Consider the following 16,171-nt stretch of genomic DNA (forward strand, 5'->3'; position numbering starts at 1 on the left):
CGCCCGCATCGTTTGACCACGACCGCCCGGGCGGCGAGCCTGTGCGGGTGACGACGGACGTCGTCAGCACGGACGCCGGACAACCCCCGACCCGGCACGACCCGAGGAGACCAGGTGCCCGGCGCCACCCCCCGACCCGTGACCCGGGCCGCCGTCGTCGGCGCGGCCGTCTGGACGATCCTGCCGCTGTACTGGCTGGTCGAGGTGGTCGTCGCCTCGCGCGTGACCGCGCCGTTCTCGTTCCTCACCCACACGATCTCCGACCTCGGCGCGTCCACCTGCACGTGGATCCCCTACCGCTGGGACTGGGTCGAGGTCTGCTCGCCGTGGCACCCGCTGATGAACGGGGCGTTCGCGGCGTTCGGCATCCTGCTGGCGACCGGTGCGTGGCTCGTGAGCACCGTGCTGCCGCCGACCCGGCTGCGCGCCCTCACGCGTGCACTGTTCGTGTGCGCGGGAGTCAGCGCGATCGGCACCGCGCTCGTCCCGATCGACACGGTCATCGACCTGCACTCGCTCGTGTCCGTGCCGATCTTCTTCTTCGCACCCGCGGCCACCACGCTGCTCGCGTTCCAGCTCGCGCGCGAGAGCGGTGCGCTGCGCACGGTGGGCGGTCTCGGCGTCGGGATCGGGGTGTTCTGCCTGATCGCCGCGATCGTCACGGTCACCCTGGTGTCGATAGACCAGAACTGGTCGATCCCCGAGCGGCTCACGCTGTGGCCGCTCCCCCTGTGGGCGTCGATGCTCGGCGCCACGCTCCTCCTGACCCGACGCGGGCCGGGCGCCCGGCCCGCGCAGCACAGTCCTGGGACCCCGTCCGAGGTCGGTGCAACCAGCCGCGTCTGAGCCAGCAGCGTCGTCTGAACCTGCACCCTCGTCCGAGCCACGCCGGCCGGGCCTCCGACGCCCCCGTCGCGCCATCGACCGCACCAAGGCCGCCTATCAGGCTCGTCGATAGCTGAGCCACGCCGGACATCATTCCGGCCACTACCGTGGAGACATGGCGCCGCTCGACCTCAACCTGCTGCCGACGCTGCAGGCACTCCTCGAGCTGCGCAACGTCTCCCGCGCTGCCGAGCGCGTCGGGCTCAGTCAGCCGGCGGTCTCCGCGGCTCTGGCCCGCCTCCGGTCCCACTACGACGACGAGCTTCTCGTCCGGGTCGGCCGCACCTACGAGCTCTCGCCCCTCGCCGTCGAGCTCGTTTCCGCCGTCGAGTCCGCCCTCGCGGCCGTCGACCAGGCCGCCCACCCCGCGGGCGGGTTCTACCCCGCCACCACGACGCGCTCGTTCACGATCGCGTGCTCCGACTTCGTCTCCACCCTGCTCGTGCGCCCCCTGCGCCAGGTGCTCGCGGAAGAGGCCCCGGGTGCCGTCATCAACTTCGTCCCCAACACGACCGACGTCACCGACGCCCTGGACCCGACCTCGGTCGACCTCGTCATCTCCCCGACGGGCTACGGAATCGACGGCGAGCGCAAGCTCGTCTTCCGCGACGAGTTCGTCGCCGTCGTCGATGCGCACCACCCGCTGCTCGACCTGCCCGCACCGACCTTGCGGGACGCCGCCGGCTACCCCCATGCCATCGGACGCTTCGGTACCAACGTCGTCACCCCGGCCGACCGACTCTTCGACCTGGTGGGCCTCCGCCCGGAGGTCGTCGCCCAGGTGACTGGGCTGCTCTCGCTGCCGCTGCTGGTCGAGGGAACCGACCTCGTCGCGCTCGTCCCGCGCATGCTGGCCGAGCGCGTCCGGCCGACGGGGCGGATCGCGATCATCGCCCTGCCCGAGGAACACGAGACCGCGCTCGTCGAGGCGATGTTCTGGCACCGGTCGACGACCGACGACGCGGCGAACAGCTGGCTGCGCGGTGTCGTCCAGAGGGCGTGCCGCAGCCTCCAGGTCATCATCGACGACGCCGCACCGCCGGACGCCGTCTTCGCCGTCACCGACCCGCACGATCACTCACCCACGGAGGACCGGTCATGACCGGACGCCTGGCAGGCAGACGCGCCGTCATCACAGGGACGGCCAGCGGGCAGGGCCGAGCAGCGGCCCTGCTCTTCGCGGCCGAAGGTGCGCACGTGATCGGGTGCGACATCGACGCCGAGGGCGACGCCGAGACGACGGCTCTCGTGCGGTCGGCCGGTGGCGAGATGACATCGACGGCGCCGCTCGACCTCACCGACGAGGCGGCGGTCGCGGCGTGGGCCGCGAATGTGGTCACCGACGGCGGAGTGGACATCCTCTACGCGAACGCGGCCGTCACGCGGTTCGGGCCGGTCGCCGACATCACCCTGGACGAGTGGCACTGGAACCACGCCCACGAGGTCGACGTCGTGTTCCTCCCGGTACGCGCGCTCTGGCACCACCTCGCCTCGCGCGGCGGGGCATCCGTTGTGCTCGTCGGCTCGACGGCCGGCATCACGGGGTCGGTGACGAACACGCGCCTGGCGCACACCGCGACCAAGGGCGCCGTAGTTGCGATGACCAGGCAGCTCGCCGCCGAGGGCGCCGCGCACGGCATCCGGGTCAACTGCGTGTCCCCGGGCATGATCGCCACGCCCCAGTCCGCGGGCAACCTGCTCGCGCCGGACCACCCGATGTCCTCCATCGCTCGCGCGATCCCCCTGGGCCGCGTCGGCACGCCCGACGACGTCGCCCCGGTCGCCCTGTTCCTGGCAAGCGAAGAGGCCGGCTACATCACGGGCCAGAACCTCGTCGTCGACGGCGGCTGGTCGTCCGTGCTGCCAGGCTGACGAGAGGGCACGCCGGGCTGACAGCAGGGCACGCCAGCAATCCGGACGACGCCGAGCGAGCTCAGCGCAGGGCGTCGGAAACGACCTTCGCGCCCCCGTGGCCGTGCTGCCCGCCATCGACGGGGATGTCAGTGCCCGTGACGTAGGCGGCGGCGTCGGAGAGTAGGAACGCGACGACGGAGGCGACCTCGGCCGGCAGCCCGGCCCGGCCCAGCGGCGTCATCGTGGTCGACGCCTCCCGGAACGCCGCGGGCGCACCGGAGGTCATCGGGGTGTCGATGAACCCGGGGTGGACGGTGTTAACGCGGATGCCCCGGTCGCCGAGCTCGAGCGCCGCAACCTGGGCCAGGCCGCGCAGCGCCCACTTCGAGACCGTGTAGGCGGTCGTGTAGTGAGCCGTGACGGCGGCGAGCGAGCCGATCTCGACGATCGACGCACCCCGCGGCATGAGCGGGACGAGCGTCTGGATGCCGTGCAGCGACGCGACGACGTTGACGTCGAACAGCTCGCGCAGGTCTCCGGCGTCGACCTCGAGGAGCCGATGCCGACGCGTGAGGCCGGCGTTGTTCACCAGGCCGTCCACGCGCCCGTGCGCGTCCCGCAGCTCCTCGGCGAGCGCCTCCCAGGACGCGCGGTCGGCGACGTCGAGGTGCCGGTAGCCGGGCACCTCGGAGGTCTCGGCGAGGTCCGTGGGCACGACGACGGCGCCCTGGTTCCGCAGCAGCGTCGCCTGGGCGGCGCCGATGCCGCCGAGCGCCCCGGTGACGACGACGACCCGGCCGGCGAGGGGCTCGGGCGAGGCGCCGCGGCCCTGCTGCCCGCCGTCCGCACGGCCGGCGGTGCCCGCACGCGGGTCCGGGACGCTCACGGGGTCCGCCGGTTCCGTGCGGGGATCAGCTGGCTGCCCGCTCGACGAGCGCCCACCCGGTTGACGACCTCCCCGATCCCGTCGACGACGACCCGCACCTCGTCGCCCTCGGTCAGGGGCGGGGGCACCTGCTCGCCGCGGCGGCCCCAGAGCTCGGCCAGGCAGCCGCCGCCGGCCGTGCCCGAGCCGAGGACGTCTCCGGGCACCACGCGGGAGTCCGCGGACGCGTACGTGACGAGTTCGGCGAACGTCCAGCCCATGTGGGCGGTAGTGTCCTCCCCCAGGACCTCGCCATTGATCTCCGCCCGCACGGGCAGATCGTGGAAGCCGTCCGGCCCGACCCGGTCGGCGAGCTCGTCGGCGGTGACGATCCACGGACCCAGGGTGCCGGCGAAGTCCTTGCCCTTGGCCGGCCCGAGCGACACCTTCATCTCCCGGCGCTGCAGGTCGCGCGCGGACCAGTCGTTGAACACGGTGAAACCGAAGATCCTCGTTGCCGCCCGCTCCGGATCGAGCGAGCGGCCGTCGTCGTCGGTCCCGCCGCCGACCACCACGGCGACCTCCGCCTCGAGGTCGAGGACCTCGCACCCCGCGGGCACGGGAATCTCCTCGCCGGTGGCCCGCAGCGTGTGGGGGTTGGTGAAGTAGAAGGTCGGCGCCTCGTACCACTCGGGCACGACGCCACCGTGGCCCATCGCCACGGCGACGCCCTCGACGTGCTGCTCGAAGGCCACGAAGTCGCGCACGCTCGGCGGGTCGAGCGGAGTGCGGAGCTCGACGTGCACCAGCGGGCGGCCCTCCCCGTGCCCGATAGTCGCTGCGGCGACCTTGAGAGTGGCGGCAAGGCCGCGACGCACCAGGTCGAGGGTGGTGCTCCCGTCGCTCAGGGCCCAGACGGTCTCGCCGTCGACGAAGCCGTCGAACGGCTCGTCGCCGTCGGTCCAGCGGGCGAGCTTCACCATGTCGTGCTCATCTCCTGGTCGGTCGTGGGTTCAGTCCCAGCGCAGCGGCGGTGCCGCGCAGAATGCTTTCCGTGTCATCGTCGCTCAGGTGTGCGGCGCGCACGGCTGCCACCGGGTCATCCTCACCCATGTCGAACGGGTGGTCGGAACCGAGCGCCACCCGGTCGGCCCCGACCTGCGCGACGAGCGCCGCGAGCTGGGCCTGGTCGTGCGTCAGCGAGTCGTAGTGGAGCTCGGAGAGGTAGCTGGACGGGGTGCGTGCGCACGTCCGCGCCTCGGGTCGGACGCGCCACGCCCGGTCGGAGCGGCCGATGGCGGTCGGGAGGTAGCCACCGGCGTGCGCGGCGACGAGCGCGAGGCCGGGATGGCGGTCGAGCACGCCCGAGAAGATGAGGTGGGACAGCGCGGTCGCGTTCTCGGCCGGCTGGGCGACGGTGTTCGACAGGTTGTACCGGTCGAGCCTGCTGCCCTGGGGGCTTCCGAACGGGTGCAGGAGGATGACTGCACCTGTCTCGAGCGCGGCCGCCCAGAACGGGTCGAGCGCCGGGTCGGAGAGCTCGACCGTACCGGCGACGTCGGTCTCGCCCTCGGACCGGTCGACCGCGGCTCCGCCACCTGCGGCCCTCGCTCCCGCGGGGGCATCTGCGTCCGCATCCTCGTGCGCGACCGCCGCGCCACCCGCCGAGGGCCGCGGCGCGAAGGAGCCGATCTCCACGCCCCTCAGGCCGTGGTCACGCACGGCTGACCGCAGCACGTCGGCAGCCAGCTTCGGATGCTGGAGCGGGACCAGGCCGAGCCCGAGCAGCCGGTCCGGCGCCTCGGCGACGTGCGCCGCGACCAGGCGGTTGGCCTCCGGGTAGTACTCCCGTGCGGCGTCCTCGCCCAGGAAGTAGGCATAGTGGTTCGGCGAGGCGGAGACGACCTGGACGTCGACGCCGGCCGTGTCCATGTCGGCCAGGCGCCGGGCCACGTCGGTCAGGCGCGGGAGGCGGTCGCCGAGCATCGCCCCGCTCACGGCGATCGACTCCTCCCCCTGGCGCCAGACGTCGAGCGCGCCCTGGCGTGCCGCCGCGGCCGGGTCGAGCCGGGCCGCGAGCGCCGAGAGCTCGGGCAGCAGGACATGCGCGTGGAGGTCGACGACCGGGCCGGCCAGCTGCGCCCCGTGGCTCCCCGTCACGCGGGCTCGCTCACGAGCGCACCGATCTCACCGATGAGGGCGCCCGGGTCGCCGCTGCGGTCGTGGTCGAGCAGCCACTGGCCGAGCTGGGTCGAGGCTTCGACGACCCGCTTCGCGCGGGCGCGTCGCCGCTCGAGGAACTCGGCGAACAGCGCGTCGTCCAGGGTCTCGGTGCCGAGGAGCAGCTCGGCGAGCACGGCGGCGTCCTCGAACGACTGCGCCGCACCCTGGGCGATCGTCGGGGGGCAGGAGTGGGCGGCGTCGCCGATGATCACCACCCGGCCACGGTGCCAGTCGCCTTCGACGAAGTGGGTCGTGAAGGACGTGTAGTTGACGTTCGCCCCGTCGTCGATCGACTCGCGGATCTCCTTCCAGGGGCCGCCGTAGCCGGCGGCGAGCTCGCGCATGATCGCCGGCCCGTCCGCGCCCGTGCGGTCCTGGACGTCCTCGACCAGGTAGGCGTAGCAGGTGTCGTCCGTCGTCGGGCAGTAGCCGGCAATGTAGACCGGACCGCCGTAGACGAGGTCCGTGCGGGTGACCTCGGCCGGGCGCGGGACGAATGCCCGCCAGATGCCCATCCCGGTCCGTCGCGGTTCCTCGGTGATGCCGATGAGGGAGCGCACCGTGGAGTGCAGCCCGTCGGCACCGACGACGAGGGCGTAGCGGCTGGTCGTGCCGTCGGCGAGGTGGACGGTGACGTCCTCACCGTCGTCGTCGAGCCCCTCGACCTGAGCGCCGTACACGAAGCGGGCACCCAGCTCGGCGGCCCGCTCGCGGACGATGCGGGCGAGGTCCGGTCGGTAGATCCCGAGTGTCGAGGGCAGGTCGGGGCCCCCGGTTCGCATGTCGTCCATGACCGTGAGCACGGTGCCGTCCGGGTCGGGGGCCCGGATGCCGAGCTCGGAGAACCCGTAGCCGTGGGACTCGAGCTGTTCCCACACGCCGAGGTCCTTGAGCAGACGCAGGGCGTTGCCCTGCAGGGTCAGGCCGGAGCCGAGCGTGGAGGGCTCGGGGGTGCGTTCGAGGACCTCGACGTCGATTCCGCCGCGGGCGAGGTAGGCGGCGAGGGTGGTGCCGGCGGCCCCGGCCCCGACGATGCCAACGGTGGTGATGGCAGCCATGTCGTGTACTCCTTCGTATGGACGGCTGGGTGGGCGTGTGCGCGCGGTGGCCGGTGCTATCGGATGGCGAGCGGGTTGGTCGGTGAGCCCACGGCGCCGACGATCGGCAGCGTGGGGGCGACGAGCAGGAAGTCGTAGCGCCCGTCGACCGCGCAGGCGGCGGCGAGGCCGTCCGGGGCCCACATCTCCCCCAGGAACAGTCCCATGTGCGGGATGGCGACCTGGTGGAACGGCTGGAACGCGCCGGGCAGCTCCGGCGGCCGGACCTCGGCGCCCCACGTGTCGGTGGCGAGCGCCGACACCTCGCGGGCGTGCACCCAGTCGAGACTGGTGAACGACATGCCGGGCGCGGGGCCTCCGGCGTAGTCGCCCCAGCCGTCGCGGCGCGCTCGCGTGTAGTGGCCGGTCCGGATCATCAGGACGTCGCCGCGCCCGACGGCGGAGCTCTCACCCTGCGCGGCGATCGTCGCCTCGAGGTGGTCGGGAGTGATGGCGAACCCGTCCGGGAGTTCGCCGTCGCTCCCGAGGGCCGCGCCGACGTCGAGCAGGACCCCGCGGGCGACGAACTGCTCCGCGGTGGTCTCGATGCCGGTGACGGAGTCGCCCTCGGAGGTGACGACGGCGGCCGAGCGCCCGTTCCATGCCCGCCCGTGGTCGAAGATGTGGCCGAGTCCGTCCCACTGGGTCGAGCACTGCAGCGGCATGGCGATGACGTCGTCGGCGCCACCGAACCCGTGCGGGAAGCCCTGGTCGCCGTGGACGGCCTCGACGCCGGTGTCGGTCATCGTGTGGACCGGGTTCGTGCGGCGGCGCCACCCCTTCTGCGGGCCCTCGCTCGAGAAGGGTTGGGCGAGCGAGTGCACCTCGCCCGTGCGGACGAGCCCGGCGGCGCGGACGCGGTCGGCGGCGCCCACGTGGTTGAGAGTGCCGAGGCGGTCGTCGTCCCCCCATCGGCCCCAGTTGGACACGCGCGCGGCGGCGGCCACGATCGCCTCGGCGGCCCGGCTCTCGTCCTCGGTGCTCACGACGCCTCCTTCACGATCCGCACGCTCGAGGGGCACGCACCGCACACTCGACGACCGTGGTCATGCGCGGGCCTCGTCTCGGCAGCGGACGACCTGCCGGCCGAGGCCGGTGATTTCGCCCTCCATCACGTCGCCCGGGCGGAGCATCCGCCCCCAGTGGGCGCCGTTACCGGACGGGGACCCGGTGAGCAGCAGGTCGCCCGGCAGAAGGGTCGTGGTCTGCGAGGCGTGCGAGAGCAGCTGGGCGACGGTGAAGATCATGTCGTCCGTACCCTCGTCCTGCATCACCTCCCCGTTGAGCCGGAGCGTGACGCGGAGCGTCTGCGTGTCGCCGACCTGGTCGGCCGGGACCAGGTAGGGCCCGGCGGGCAGGAAGCCCGGTTGGTTCTTGGCCCGGAACCAGTCCGTGCCGATCGCGTCCATGTCCTTGCGGAACACGAGGTTCCGCGTGGTGATGTCGTTGACGATCGTGTAACCGGCGACGTGGTTCAGCGCCTCGTCCACGCTCACGCGGAATGCCGGCCGGCCGATGACAGCGGCGAGCTCGAGCTCCCAGTCGTGCGTGGGATTGCCGGCGGGCAGGACGAGGTCCTCGTGCGGGCCGGCGATGACGGTGGGCAGCCCGAGGAAGAAGTACGGGATGCCGGTCGCGGCCCGCTCGTCCATCATCGCGGCGGTCTCGGCGCGCACCTCCTCCTCGCTCCTGCCGTCGGCGGGGTCGCGGTGCGCGACCCCGAGGTCGATGACGTGCTTGCGGTAGTTGGCGCCGGCCTGGATGACCTGCCGGGGCTCCACCGGCGCGAGGAGCGTCACCTCGTCGACGGTCCGCCAGTGGGCCGAGTCGTCGGCGGCGAGTGCCTCCAGTCGCGGCGTGGCCCCGCCGATGTCCGCGAGGATCGCGTTGAGCGATCCTCCCAGGTCGGCGACGACGTCGTCGGGGAGCTCCCGGATCCGCTCGCCGACGACGAGGGCGAGGCGCGCGCTGCCGTCCGAGCGCAGGCGTGCGAGTGCGAAAACCACGCGTCAGCCCTTGCCGTGCTCGGAGTAGGCGCCGAGGATCGCGGCCTTCATCTCGGGCGAGGCGCCCTCCTCGGTGGCGGTGAGGCCGTCGGCGTCCGGGAACGACTCCGTCATCGACATCGGCATCGAACCGTTCCGGTAGAAGTTGTTCGACCCCTCGGCCGGCAGCCAGGTGTGGGGCTCCCAGTCCGGCACATAGTTGCGGTAGCCACCGGAGTTCAGCTCGACCCGCAGACCGGACGGCTCACGGAAGTAGAGGAAGGACTGCTCCCCGATGCCGTGGATCGAGGGCCCGTACTCGATCGGCGTGCCGCGCTCCATGAGCACGTCGGCGGAGATCAACAGCTCCTCGCGAGTGTCGACCCAGAACGCGATGTGGTTGACCCGGCCCGCCCGGTCCGAGGTGTCGAGCACGACCCCGAGGTCGTGCGACTTCTCGTTGGTCGTGAGGACGGCAAAGACGGTGACCGGCGCCTCGTCGAGGTCGGTGAAGGCCATGGTCCGGAAGCCGAGCGTCTCGCTGTACCAGGCCGTGAAGGCGCGCACGTCCGCCGTCGCGACCGTGACGTGGTCGAGGAACCGCGGCGCGCCCGCGTGGGCCGACCGGCGCTCCGGGCGGTCCGGGTACTGCGAGGCGAGCTCACCCTCCGCCCAGAACCGCTCCGTCTCCCAGAAGAGAGTCATGTCGTGCCCACCGGGGCCCACGAACCGGGCGTTGCGCCCGATGTGCGCGCCGCGGTCGGCCCACGCGACGTCGGTGCCCGTGGCGGCGACCCGACGGCCGGCCTCCTCGAGCGCCTCAGCGGACGTGGTCCGCCAGGCCATCGTCACCAGCGCCGGCTCGGCCCCCGGCGAGATGACGAGGCTGTACCGCTGGTGATCGCCCCAGCAGCGCAGGTACGCCTTCCCGTCGACCTCCTCGATGATCCGCATGCCGAACTTGTCGACGTAGAACGCGGCAGAGGCCGCAACGTCGGGGCTCGCGATCTCCAGGTGCGAGAGGTGAGCGAGGAGCTTCTCCATCGTCGGGTCCTTCCGGGACGGGTGCCGCGGCAACGCCGCGAGGCACGTCGGTGTGCGATGCCCCGAGTGTGGGCGGATCCTTCCCCGACACCAAGCGGTCCCATCCATCCCATTTATTCGTCCGATCGATACTTCGTCGTCGACGATCACCCGGCGGCGAGATCCACGTCTCCTCCGGTCGGCCTACGAGGACGAACCGCGGACCTACATATCCGCGCCGTCGATCCCAGGTATGCGAGCGAGCGATGGGCAGTCGCGCCCGCGCCTGTCACGATCGCCTCCCCTGCACCTGCTCGAAGGAGAGCCAGATGACTGCTCGAACCCCCCGTCGCGCCGCCCTCGCCGGACTGCTGACCGCCACCGCCCTCACGCTCGTCGCCTGCGGCGGTGGTGGGGACGAGTCCGACGACGATGCCTCCGGGGCGGAGGGCGGCTCCGAGGGGGCCGCCGCCTCGGACGAGCTGACCTCGATCAGGGTCGGCGTCCTGCCGATCGCGGACTCCCAGCCGATCCAGGTCGGCATCCAGGAAGGGATCTTCGAGGCGCACGGCCTTGACGTTGAGGTCGTCTCGGGCCAGGGCGGTGGCGCCACGCTGCCCGCCGTCCTGTCCGGCGAGCTGGACTTCGCCGTCGGCAACCCGGTCTCGGTCCTCCTCGCGCAGGCCGAGGGCATCGAGACCCGCATCGTGTCCGGCTGGGTCGACAGCGCGGCGGAGGGCGCCGACGCGTTCGGCCTCGTCGTCTCCGCCGACTCCGACATCGCGGACGCCTCCGACCTGGGCGGCCGCTCGGTCGCCGCCAACACCCTGCTGTCCCAGCCCGAGCTCGCGCTCCGCGAATCCGTGCGGCTGGCGGGCGGCGACCCGGAGGCGGTCGAGCTGGTCGAGATTCCTTTCCCGGATGCCCAGGCTCAGCTGGAGAACGGGCAGGTCGACGCCGCACTGCTGGTCGAGCCGTTCCTCGGGCAGGCCCAGGCGGCCGGACACGAGGTGATCCTCTACCCCTACGTCGAGTCGATCGAGGGCGGCCAGCCCGCCATGCTCAGCTACACGAGCGTGGCGACCACCGAGGAGAATCCGGAGCTCGTCGAGGCGTTCCGGGCGGCCGTCGAAGAGACCATGGCGCTGGTCGGCGAGGACGACCAGCTCGTGCGCGACGTCCTGCCGGACGTCATGGACATCCCCCAGGAAGCGGCGGACAACCTCGTACTCGCCGAGTTCACCTCCGAGCTCAACATCCCGGCCCTCGAGCGGATGGCCGAGCTCATGGCCGAGTTCGGGTTCACGAGCGAGGTCGTCGACGTGATGGCGCTGGTGGTGGAGTGAGCCAGGGCCGCAGCCCGCGCATGACCGACCTCGGCGACGGCGTCTGGGCGTACATCCAGCCCGACGGCGGGTGGATGGTCAACAACATGGCCGTCGTCGAGACGGACCAGGGGCTGGTGAGCGTCGACGTGACGTCGACGGAGCGCCGCACCCGGGACTACCTCGACGCCGTCGCCACGACGACCGGCCACGGCGTCGAGGGACGCCGCGTGGACCTCCTGCTCCTCACGCACGCCCACCCCGACCACTGCACCGGCTCCTCCCTCGTGACCGGCGCCGAGGTCGTCTCCCACGCGGCGACGGCGGCCGCGCTCGAGGCCCCGGTGCACGCCCCGCCGGGCGTGTTCGAGCCGATCACGGTGGGCGACGCCCACGCCGTCGTACCGGGCCGCACGTTCGAGACCGGGCTCACGCTGACCCGGGGCGACGAGCCGATCGAGGTCCGCCACCCCGGCGTCATCGCCCACACCACCGGCGACGCGTACGTGTGGTTCCCCGAGCGCAGCCTGCTGCTGGCCGCCGACCTCGTGTTCGAGGGCGGGACGCCGTTCGCACTGTCGGGCTCGGTCACGGGCTGGCTGACAGCCCTAGACGAGCTGCGCACGCTCGCTGCCACCACGGTGGTGCCGGGGCACGGGGAGATCGCCGGGCGCGATGTGATCGACGACGTCGCGGAGTACCTCGAGCTCGTCCTCGAGGCGGCCGGACGCGGGCTCGCCGCCGGGCTCACGCCGCTGGAGTGCGCACGGGACACCGATCTGGGCAGGTTCGTCGGCCTCATCGACCCCGAACGGATCGCGGGCAACCTGCACGTAGCCTACCGGGACCTCGACGCCACCCACGCGCTCGACCCCGTAGCGGCGTTCCGCGACATGGTCGAGCTCAACGGCGGGCTGCTGGCCACGCGCGCGTAGGTGCGGGGGCGGCCCGGCTGGCGGGCCGTACTTCAGGGCGGGTCCGCGTCGCAGCAAGATCCTGCGCGTGAGCCACTCGGAGCCTCGTATCAGTTCCGATACCATCCGCCCATGGATCAGTCGTCCGGCCCGAACCTCGAGGACGTCCTGCGCTCGGCCTCCCGCCTGCAGGACATCGTTCCCGAGGCCGTCCTGGTCGGTGGCACCGCCTCGGCTCTGCACGCCGGCCACCGGCTGTCGCTGGACCACGACCACGTGATGTCCGACCTCGCGGCGCGCTACGCGGAGATCGTCGAGGCGGTCGAGGCGAGCGAGGGCTGGGTCACCTCCGTCCGCGCGAGCAGCCCACCGCTGACGCTGCTCGGATCGCTCGACGGGATCGAGGCAGGACTCCGCCAGCTCCGCCGCACCCGTCCGCTCGAGGTGGAGGAGGTGAGCGTCGGCGAGGATCGGACGGTCCGGGTTCCCACCCTGCCGGAGATGCTGCGCGTCAAGGCTTACCTCGTCGTCCAGCGCAACGCCGTGCGCGACTACCTCGACACCGTCGCGCTCGCCGCCCGGACCGGCACGGAGGTCGCGGCGCAGGTGCTCGCAGAGATGGACGACTACTACGCGGACCGATCCGGCGAGGACGACTCCGTGCTCACAACGCTCGTCCTCCGGCTCTCCGAGCCGGCACCGCGCGACCGTCGGCTGCGCACCGAGCTCACGCGGTACAAGAACCTCGAGCCTCGCTGGCACGAGTGGTCGGAGGTCGTCCGCGCCTGCGCCGAGCTCGCGGACGCGCTGCTGGAGATCGTCGAGGAGGACGCCACATGACCGCGCACCTCGCACGCCTGGCACGCAACGTCGACGTCGATCCGGACGCACCGTTGGACACGTGGCCCTACGAGGCGCTCGTCGCGATCCTCGACCGCGGCTCGATCCGTGACTGGTCGGCCGTGACTCGCGAGATAGGGCGGGACCCGTGGGGGCCGGTCGCCCGGCAGGTCGAGGACTATCTCGGGTACGAGTCCCCGGCCGGGCTCGCACCGCTGCTCCGACGGGCGATCGCCCGCGCGCGTCGTCGTGCCGAGGAGATCGACCGAGCCGCGGTCGCCGCCCGGGTCAGCGAGCTCGTGACCCGTTCCGGTCTGTCGATGGCCGACTTCGCCACGCGGATCGGGACGTCGAGGAGCAGGCTGTCGACGTACCGCTCGGGCACGGTCTCACCGTCGGCGGCACTCGTGCACCGGATGGAACGCCTGGTCAGCGCCGTGGACCTCAGCTCGCCGGCGGCAGCACCTCCGGCAGCCCGAACCGGGCGAACAGCCGCAGGTCGAAGAAGATGACGATGTGCGAGATGCCCGCGCCCGTCACGTCGAGGACCTGGATGTTGAAGGCGCGGTGCACGCCGTGCTCGTCGGGCAGGTAGAGCCCGAAGGCCGCCTGACCGTTGGCAGCCGTCGGCACGAGGACGTGGTCGCCCGGTCTCTGCGCGGGGCTCTGGGCGTCCACCATCTCGCCGATCGTGCGCGCGCCGCGGAACCAGGCCGGGAAGGGCGGCATCTCGTACACGGCGTCCTCGGTGAGGACGCCGACGAGCGCTGCCATGTCGTTGGCGTGCATCGCCTCGACATACCGCTCGAGCAGGGCGCGCTGCTCGGGCGAGCCGGACTCGACGACGTCGCCCTCGTCGGGCCGGACGCGCTCGAGCTGAGCGCGTGCGCGCTGGAGGGCGCTGTTGACGGCTGCCGGGGTGGTCCCGAGCATCTGCGCCACCTCCGCGGCGGCGAACCCGAGGACCTCGCGCAGGACGAGGACCGCCCGCTGGCGGGAGGGCAGGTGCTGGAGCGCCGCGACGAACGCGAGCCGCACGCTCTGCCGGCGCGTGACCGCGGCGAGCGGGTCGTCCGCGCCGATCGCGCCCGCGAGCATGGCGTCCGGCGCGGGCTCGAGCCACGGCAGCTCGGGCCACTGGACCAGGTCGGCCGACGGGTCGTCGGCGGGTCCGCCGAGGCCGGTGGGCAGCGCCCGGCGACCGCGGTTCTCCAGCGCGCGCAGGGCGGCGGTGGTCGCGATCCGGTAGAGCCAGCTCCGCACCGACGAGCGGCCCTCGAACGACTCGATCCCGCGCCACGCGCGCAGGTACGTCTCCTGCACGGCGTCCTCGGCCTCGTGGATCGACCCGAGCATGCGGTAGGCGTGCGCGAGCAGCTCCGGACGGTAGGAGCGCGTGCGCCGCTCGAACTCCGCGTCCGTGGTCCTCACGCCGCCACCGTACGTGGCCGGCGCAGCAGGACCGCCGACACGGCGGCGCCGAGGATCGCCAGGGCGGCGAGCACGAGGAACGCCACGGCGAACCCGTCGGTGAGGGCTGCGGCGGACGGGACATCCGTCCCGCCGCGCGTCGCGTGCCCGATCGCGACGGCCGAGACCAGCGCCGCACCCATCGTCGTGCCGACGGCGAAGGGCGTCTCCTCGACGCCGGCCGCCAGTCCGGCGTCGTGCTCGGGAACGTCGGCGAGCGCCGGGATCTGGCCGGCGACGAACGCGGCGCCCATGCCGACGCCGAACACGATAAGCCCTGCCAGCAGGTCCTCGGCCATCGTGCCGCCGGGGCGCAGCCGGCTCAGCAGGAGGCCGGCCACGGCCATCAGGGTCAGCCCGGCGCCGGCCACGGCCCGGAACCCGAACCGGGTGACGAGCTGCTGACCCGCCAGGACCGCGACGACCGAGGTGACGGTCATGGTCCCCATCGTCAGGCCGAACTGCAGAGCCGAGAGGCCGAGGACGTGCTGGGCGTAGAGGGTCACCAGGATGAGCAGCCCGTCGACGGCGATCCCCGCGAGCAGGATGACGAGGTTGCCGCCGACGAGAGTCCGTGAGCGGAAGATGCGCATCGGGACCAGCGGTGCCGGGCTCCGCCGTTCGACGACGACGAACAGGCCGGCCACGACCACTCCGGCGGCCCCGAGCGCAGCGACGAGCGGGTCGATGCCGTGTGCGGCCACGCGGAAGAGGGCGAGCAGGACGGCGACGAGCGCGGCGGTGGCCGTCACCGCGCCGGGGACGTCGAGCCGCTGCCGTGACCGGGCCCCCTCCGGGGGGGCAGCGCCGGGCCCACGAGCAGCACCACCAGGCACACCGGGACGTTGGTGAAGAAGATCCAGGGCCACCCCGCCCAGTCGGTCAGCGTACCGCCGAGCAGCAGGCCGACGGACGCCCCCGTGCCGCCGAGCCCGCCCCAGATGCCCAGCGCCCGGTGGCGCTCCGGCCCCTCGGGGAACACCGCCATGAGGATCGACAGACCGGCCGGCGTCAGCACCGCCGCGCCGACGCCCTGCACCACCCGACCGAGGACGAGCAGCCCGCTCGTCGGTGCCAGGCCGCACAGGAGCGACGCGCCCGCGTAGAGCGCGACCGCTGCCAGGAACACCCGGCGCCGGCCGAGATGGTCGGCCAGCCGGCCGCCGAGGATCAGGAGCCCGCCGATCGAGACCCCGTAGGCCGTGATTACCCACTGCGCCTCGGCCGGCTCGAACCCCAGGTCGACCGCGATCTCGGGCAACGCCGCGTACACGCTCGTCGAGTCGAGCACGCCCATGAACATCGCCGTGCACACGATCGCCAGCACCCAGCCCCGGCGCACGGGGGTCGTCGGCCGGGTGGCGCTCGGACTCGGACTCGGACTCGGACTCGAGCTCGGACCTGGACTCGCACTCGCTCGCTCGATCGCCACGATGCCCCCTCTCTCGCCCGCCGGGGCCACCCGGACCGTCCGGGCGCAGGCGGGCTCACAGGGGTAGATACCTGGCGCAGGCAGAACTCATCGGTGGGCGCATGCCCGGTCCACGAGTTCGACACGCCCCCCGGCGCGGACCGCGGACCTCCGAGGACCGGCGACCAGGCCCACCGCACCGATGTCGAGAATCCGTGACCGGTTCCGTCCCAGGGGTGCACGCGACCACACTGGGTCGCACCCACCGGAGGAGTCCGT

General features: G+C 72.7%; 17 protein-coding genes. 7 read left to right on the plus strand and 10 right to left on the minus strand.

Annotated elements, in window-relative coordinates; all coding sequences use genetic code 11:
* Positions 1-114: 114 nt before the first annotated feature.
* From AC24HA_RS13240 to AC24HA_RS13250, 3 genes are all read left to right on the plus strand, one after another.
* Positions 115-846 (plus strand): DUF998 domain-containing protein, encoded by a 732-nt coding sequence (locus tag AC24HA_RS13240; protein WP_425709956.1) that lies wholly within the window; start codon positions 115-117, stop codon positions 844-846.
* A gap of 154 nt (positions 847-1,000) precedes the next feature.
* Positions 1,001-1,987, plus strand: coding sequence for a LysR family transcriptional regulator (locus AC24HA_RS13245; protein WP_425709955.1), 987 nt, complete (start codon positions 1,001-1,003; stop codon positions 1,985-1,987).
* Positions 1,984-2,757, plus strand: coding sequence for an SDR family NAD(P)-dependent oxidoreductase (locus AC24HA_RS13250; RefSeq protein ID WP_425709954.1), 774 nt, complete (start codon positions 1,984-1,986; stop codon positions 2,755-2,757). The genes AC24HA_RS13245 and AC24HA_RS13250 overlap by 4 nt, the downstream gene beginning before the upstream one ends.
* 61 nt (positions 2,758-2,818) lie before the next feature.
* Here AC24HA_RS13250 and AC24HA_RS13255 read toward each other — a convergent pair whose 3' ends face one another.
* From AC24HA_RS13255 to AC24HA_RS13285, 7 genes are read right to left on the minus strand one after another with little or no spacing between them, the layout of a single operon-like run.
* A complete protein-coding gene (locus AC24HA_RS13255) occupies positions 2,819-3,625 on the minus strand; it encodes an SDR family NAD(P)-dependent oxidoreductase (RefSeq protein WP_425709953.1) in 807 nt (268 codons plus the stop codon).
* Positions 3,622-4,587, minus strand: coding sequence for a fumarylacetoacetate hydrolase family protein (locus tag AC24HA_RS13260; RefSeq protein WP_425709952.1), 966 nt, complete (start codon positions 4,585-4,587; stop codon positions 3,622-3,624). The genes AC24HA_RS13255 and AC24HA_RS13260 overlap by 4 nt, the downstream gene beginning before the upstream one ends.
* Positions 4,588-4,594: 7 nt before the next feature.
* Entirely contained in the window at positions 4,595-5,764 is a 1,170-nt protein-coding gene (locus AC24HA_RS13265; RefSeq protein ID WP_425709951.1) for an amidohydrolase family protein, read from the minus strand.
* Positions 5,761-6,885, minus strand: a complete 1,125-nt coding sequence (locus AC24HA_RS13270; protein WP_425709950.1) for an FAD-dependent monooxygenase — start codon at positions 6,883-6,885, stop codon at positions 5,761-5,763. The genes AC24HA_RS13265 and AC24HA_RS13270 overlap by 4 nt, the downstream gene beginning before the upstream one ends.
* A gap of 56 nt (positions 6,886-6,941) precedes the next feature.
* Positions 6,942-7,910 (minus strand): cyclase family protein, encoded by a 969-nt coding sequence (locus AC24HA_RS13275; protein WP_425709949.1) that lies wholly within the window; start codon positions 7,908-7,910, stop codon positions 6,942-6,944.
* Positions 7,911-7,970: 60 nt separating this feature from the next.
* On the minus strand, positions 7,971-8,930 hold the full coding sequence (locus tag AC24HA_RS13280; RefSeq protein WP_425709948.1) for a fumarylacetoacetate hydrolase family protein: 960 nt from the start codon (positions 8,928-8,930) through the stop codon (positions 7,971-7,973).
* Positions 8,931-8,933: 3 nt separating this feature from the next.
* On the minus strand, positions 8,934-9,953 hold the full coding sequence (locus AC24HA_RS13285) for a VOC family protein (protein WP_425709947.1): 1,020 nt from the start codon (positions 9,951-9,953) through the stop codon (positions 8,934-8,936).
* Between the two features lie 308 nt (positions 9,954-10,261).
* Here AC24HA_RS13285 and AC24HA_RS13290 point away from each other — a divergent pair, with 308 nt between their 5' ends.
* The 4 genes from AC24HA_RS13290 (at position 10,262) to AC24HA_RS13305 (ending at position 13,523) form a co-directional block, all read left to right on the plus strand.
* The gene (locus AC24HA_RS13290; protein WP_425709946.1) at positions 10,262-11,278 is read left to right on the plus strand and encodes an ABC transporter substrate-binding protein; all 1,017 of its coding nucleotides are present in this window, start codon (positions 10,262-10,264) and stop codon (positions 11,276-11,278) included.
* A complete protein-coding gene (locus AC24HA_RS13295) occupies positions 11,275-12,192 on the plus strand; it encodes an MBL fold metallo-hydrolase (protein ID WP_425709945.1) in 918 nt (305 codons plus the stop codon). Before AC24HA_RS13290 ends, AC24HA_RS13295 begins: the two co-directional genes overlap by 4 nt.
* 111 nt (positions 12,193-12,303) lie before the next feature.
* The gene (locus AC24HA_RS13300) at positions 12,304-13,011 is read left to right on the plus strand and encodes a hypothetical protein (RefSeq protein ID WP_425709944.1); all 708 of its coding nucleotides are present in this window, start codon (positions 12,304-12,306) and stop codon (positions 13,009-13,011) included.
* On the plus strand, positions 13,008-13,523 hold the full coding sequence (locus AC24HA_RS13305; RefSeq protein WP_425709943.1) for a helix-turn-helix domain-containing protein: 516 nt from the start codon (positions 13,008-13,010) through the stop codon (positions 13,521-13,523). Before AC24HA_RS13300 ends, AC24HA_RS13305 begins: the two co-directional genes overlap by 4 nt.
* On the opposite strand, the gene AC24HA_RS13310 is transcribed toward AC24HA_RS13305, so the two are convergent.
* From AC24HA_RS13310 to AC24HA_RS13320, 3 genes are read right to left on the minus strand one after another with little or no spacing between them, the layout of a single operon-like run.
* Complete coding sequence (locus AC24HA_RS13310) at positions 13,456-14,442, minus strand: sigma-70 family RNA polymerase sigma factor (RefSeq protein ID WP_425709942.1); 987 nt, start codon at positions 14,440-14,442, stop codon at positions 13,456-13,458. The genes AC24HA_RS13305 and AC24HA_RS13310 overlap by 68 nt on opposite strands.
* Positions 14,439-15,233 carry an MFS transporter gene (locus AC24HA_RS13315; protein ID WP_425709941.1) on the minus strand — a complete coding sequence of 265 codons (795 nt, stop codon included), beginning with the start codon at positions 15,231-15,233 and terminating at the stop codon, positions 14,439-14,441. The genes AC24HA_RS13310 and AC24HA_RS13315 overlap by 4 nt, the downstream gene beginning before the upstream one ends.
* Positions 15,230-15,823, minus strand: coding sequence for an MFS transporter (locus tag AC24HA_RS13320; RefSeq protein WP_425709940.1), 594 nt, complete (start codon positions 15,821-15,823; stop codon positions 15,230-15,232). Before AC24HA_RS13320 ends, AC24HA_RS13315 begins: the two co-directional genes overlap by 4 nt.
* Between the last annotated feature and the right edge of the window lie 348 nt (positions 15,824-16,171).

The sequence above is a fragment of the Georgenia sp. Z1491 genome (genome assembly GCF_057652395.1).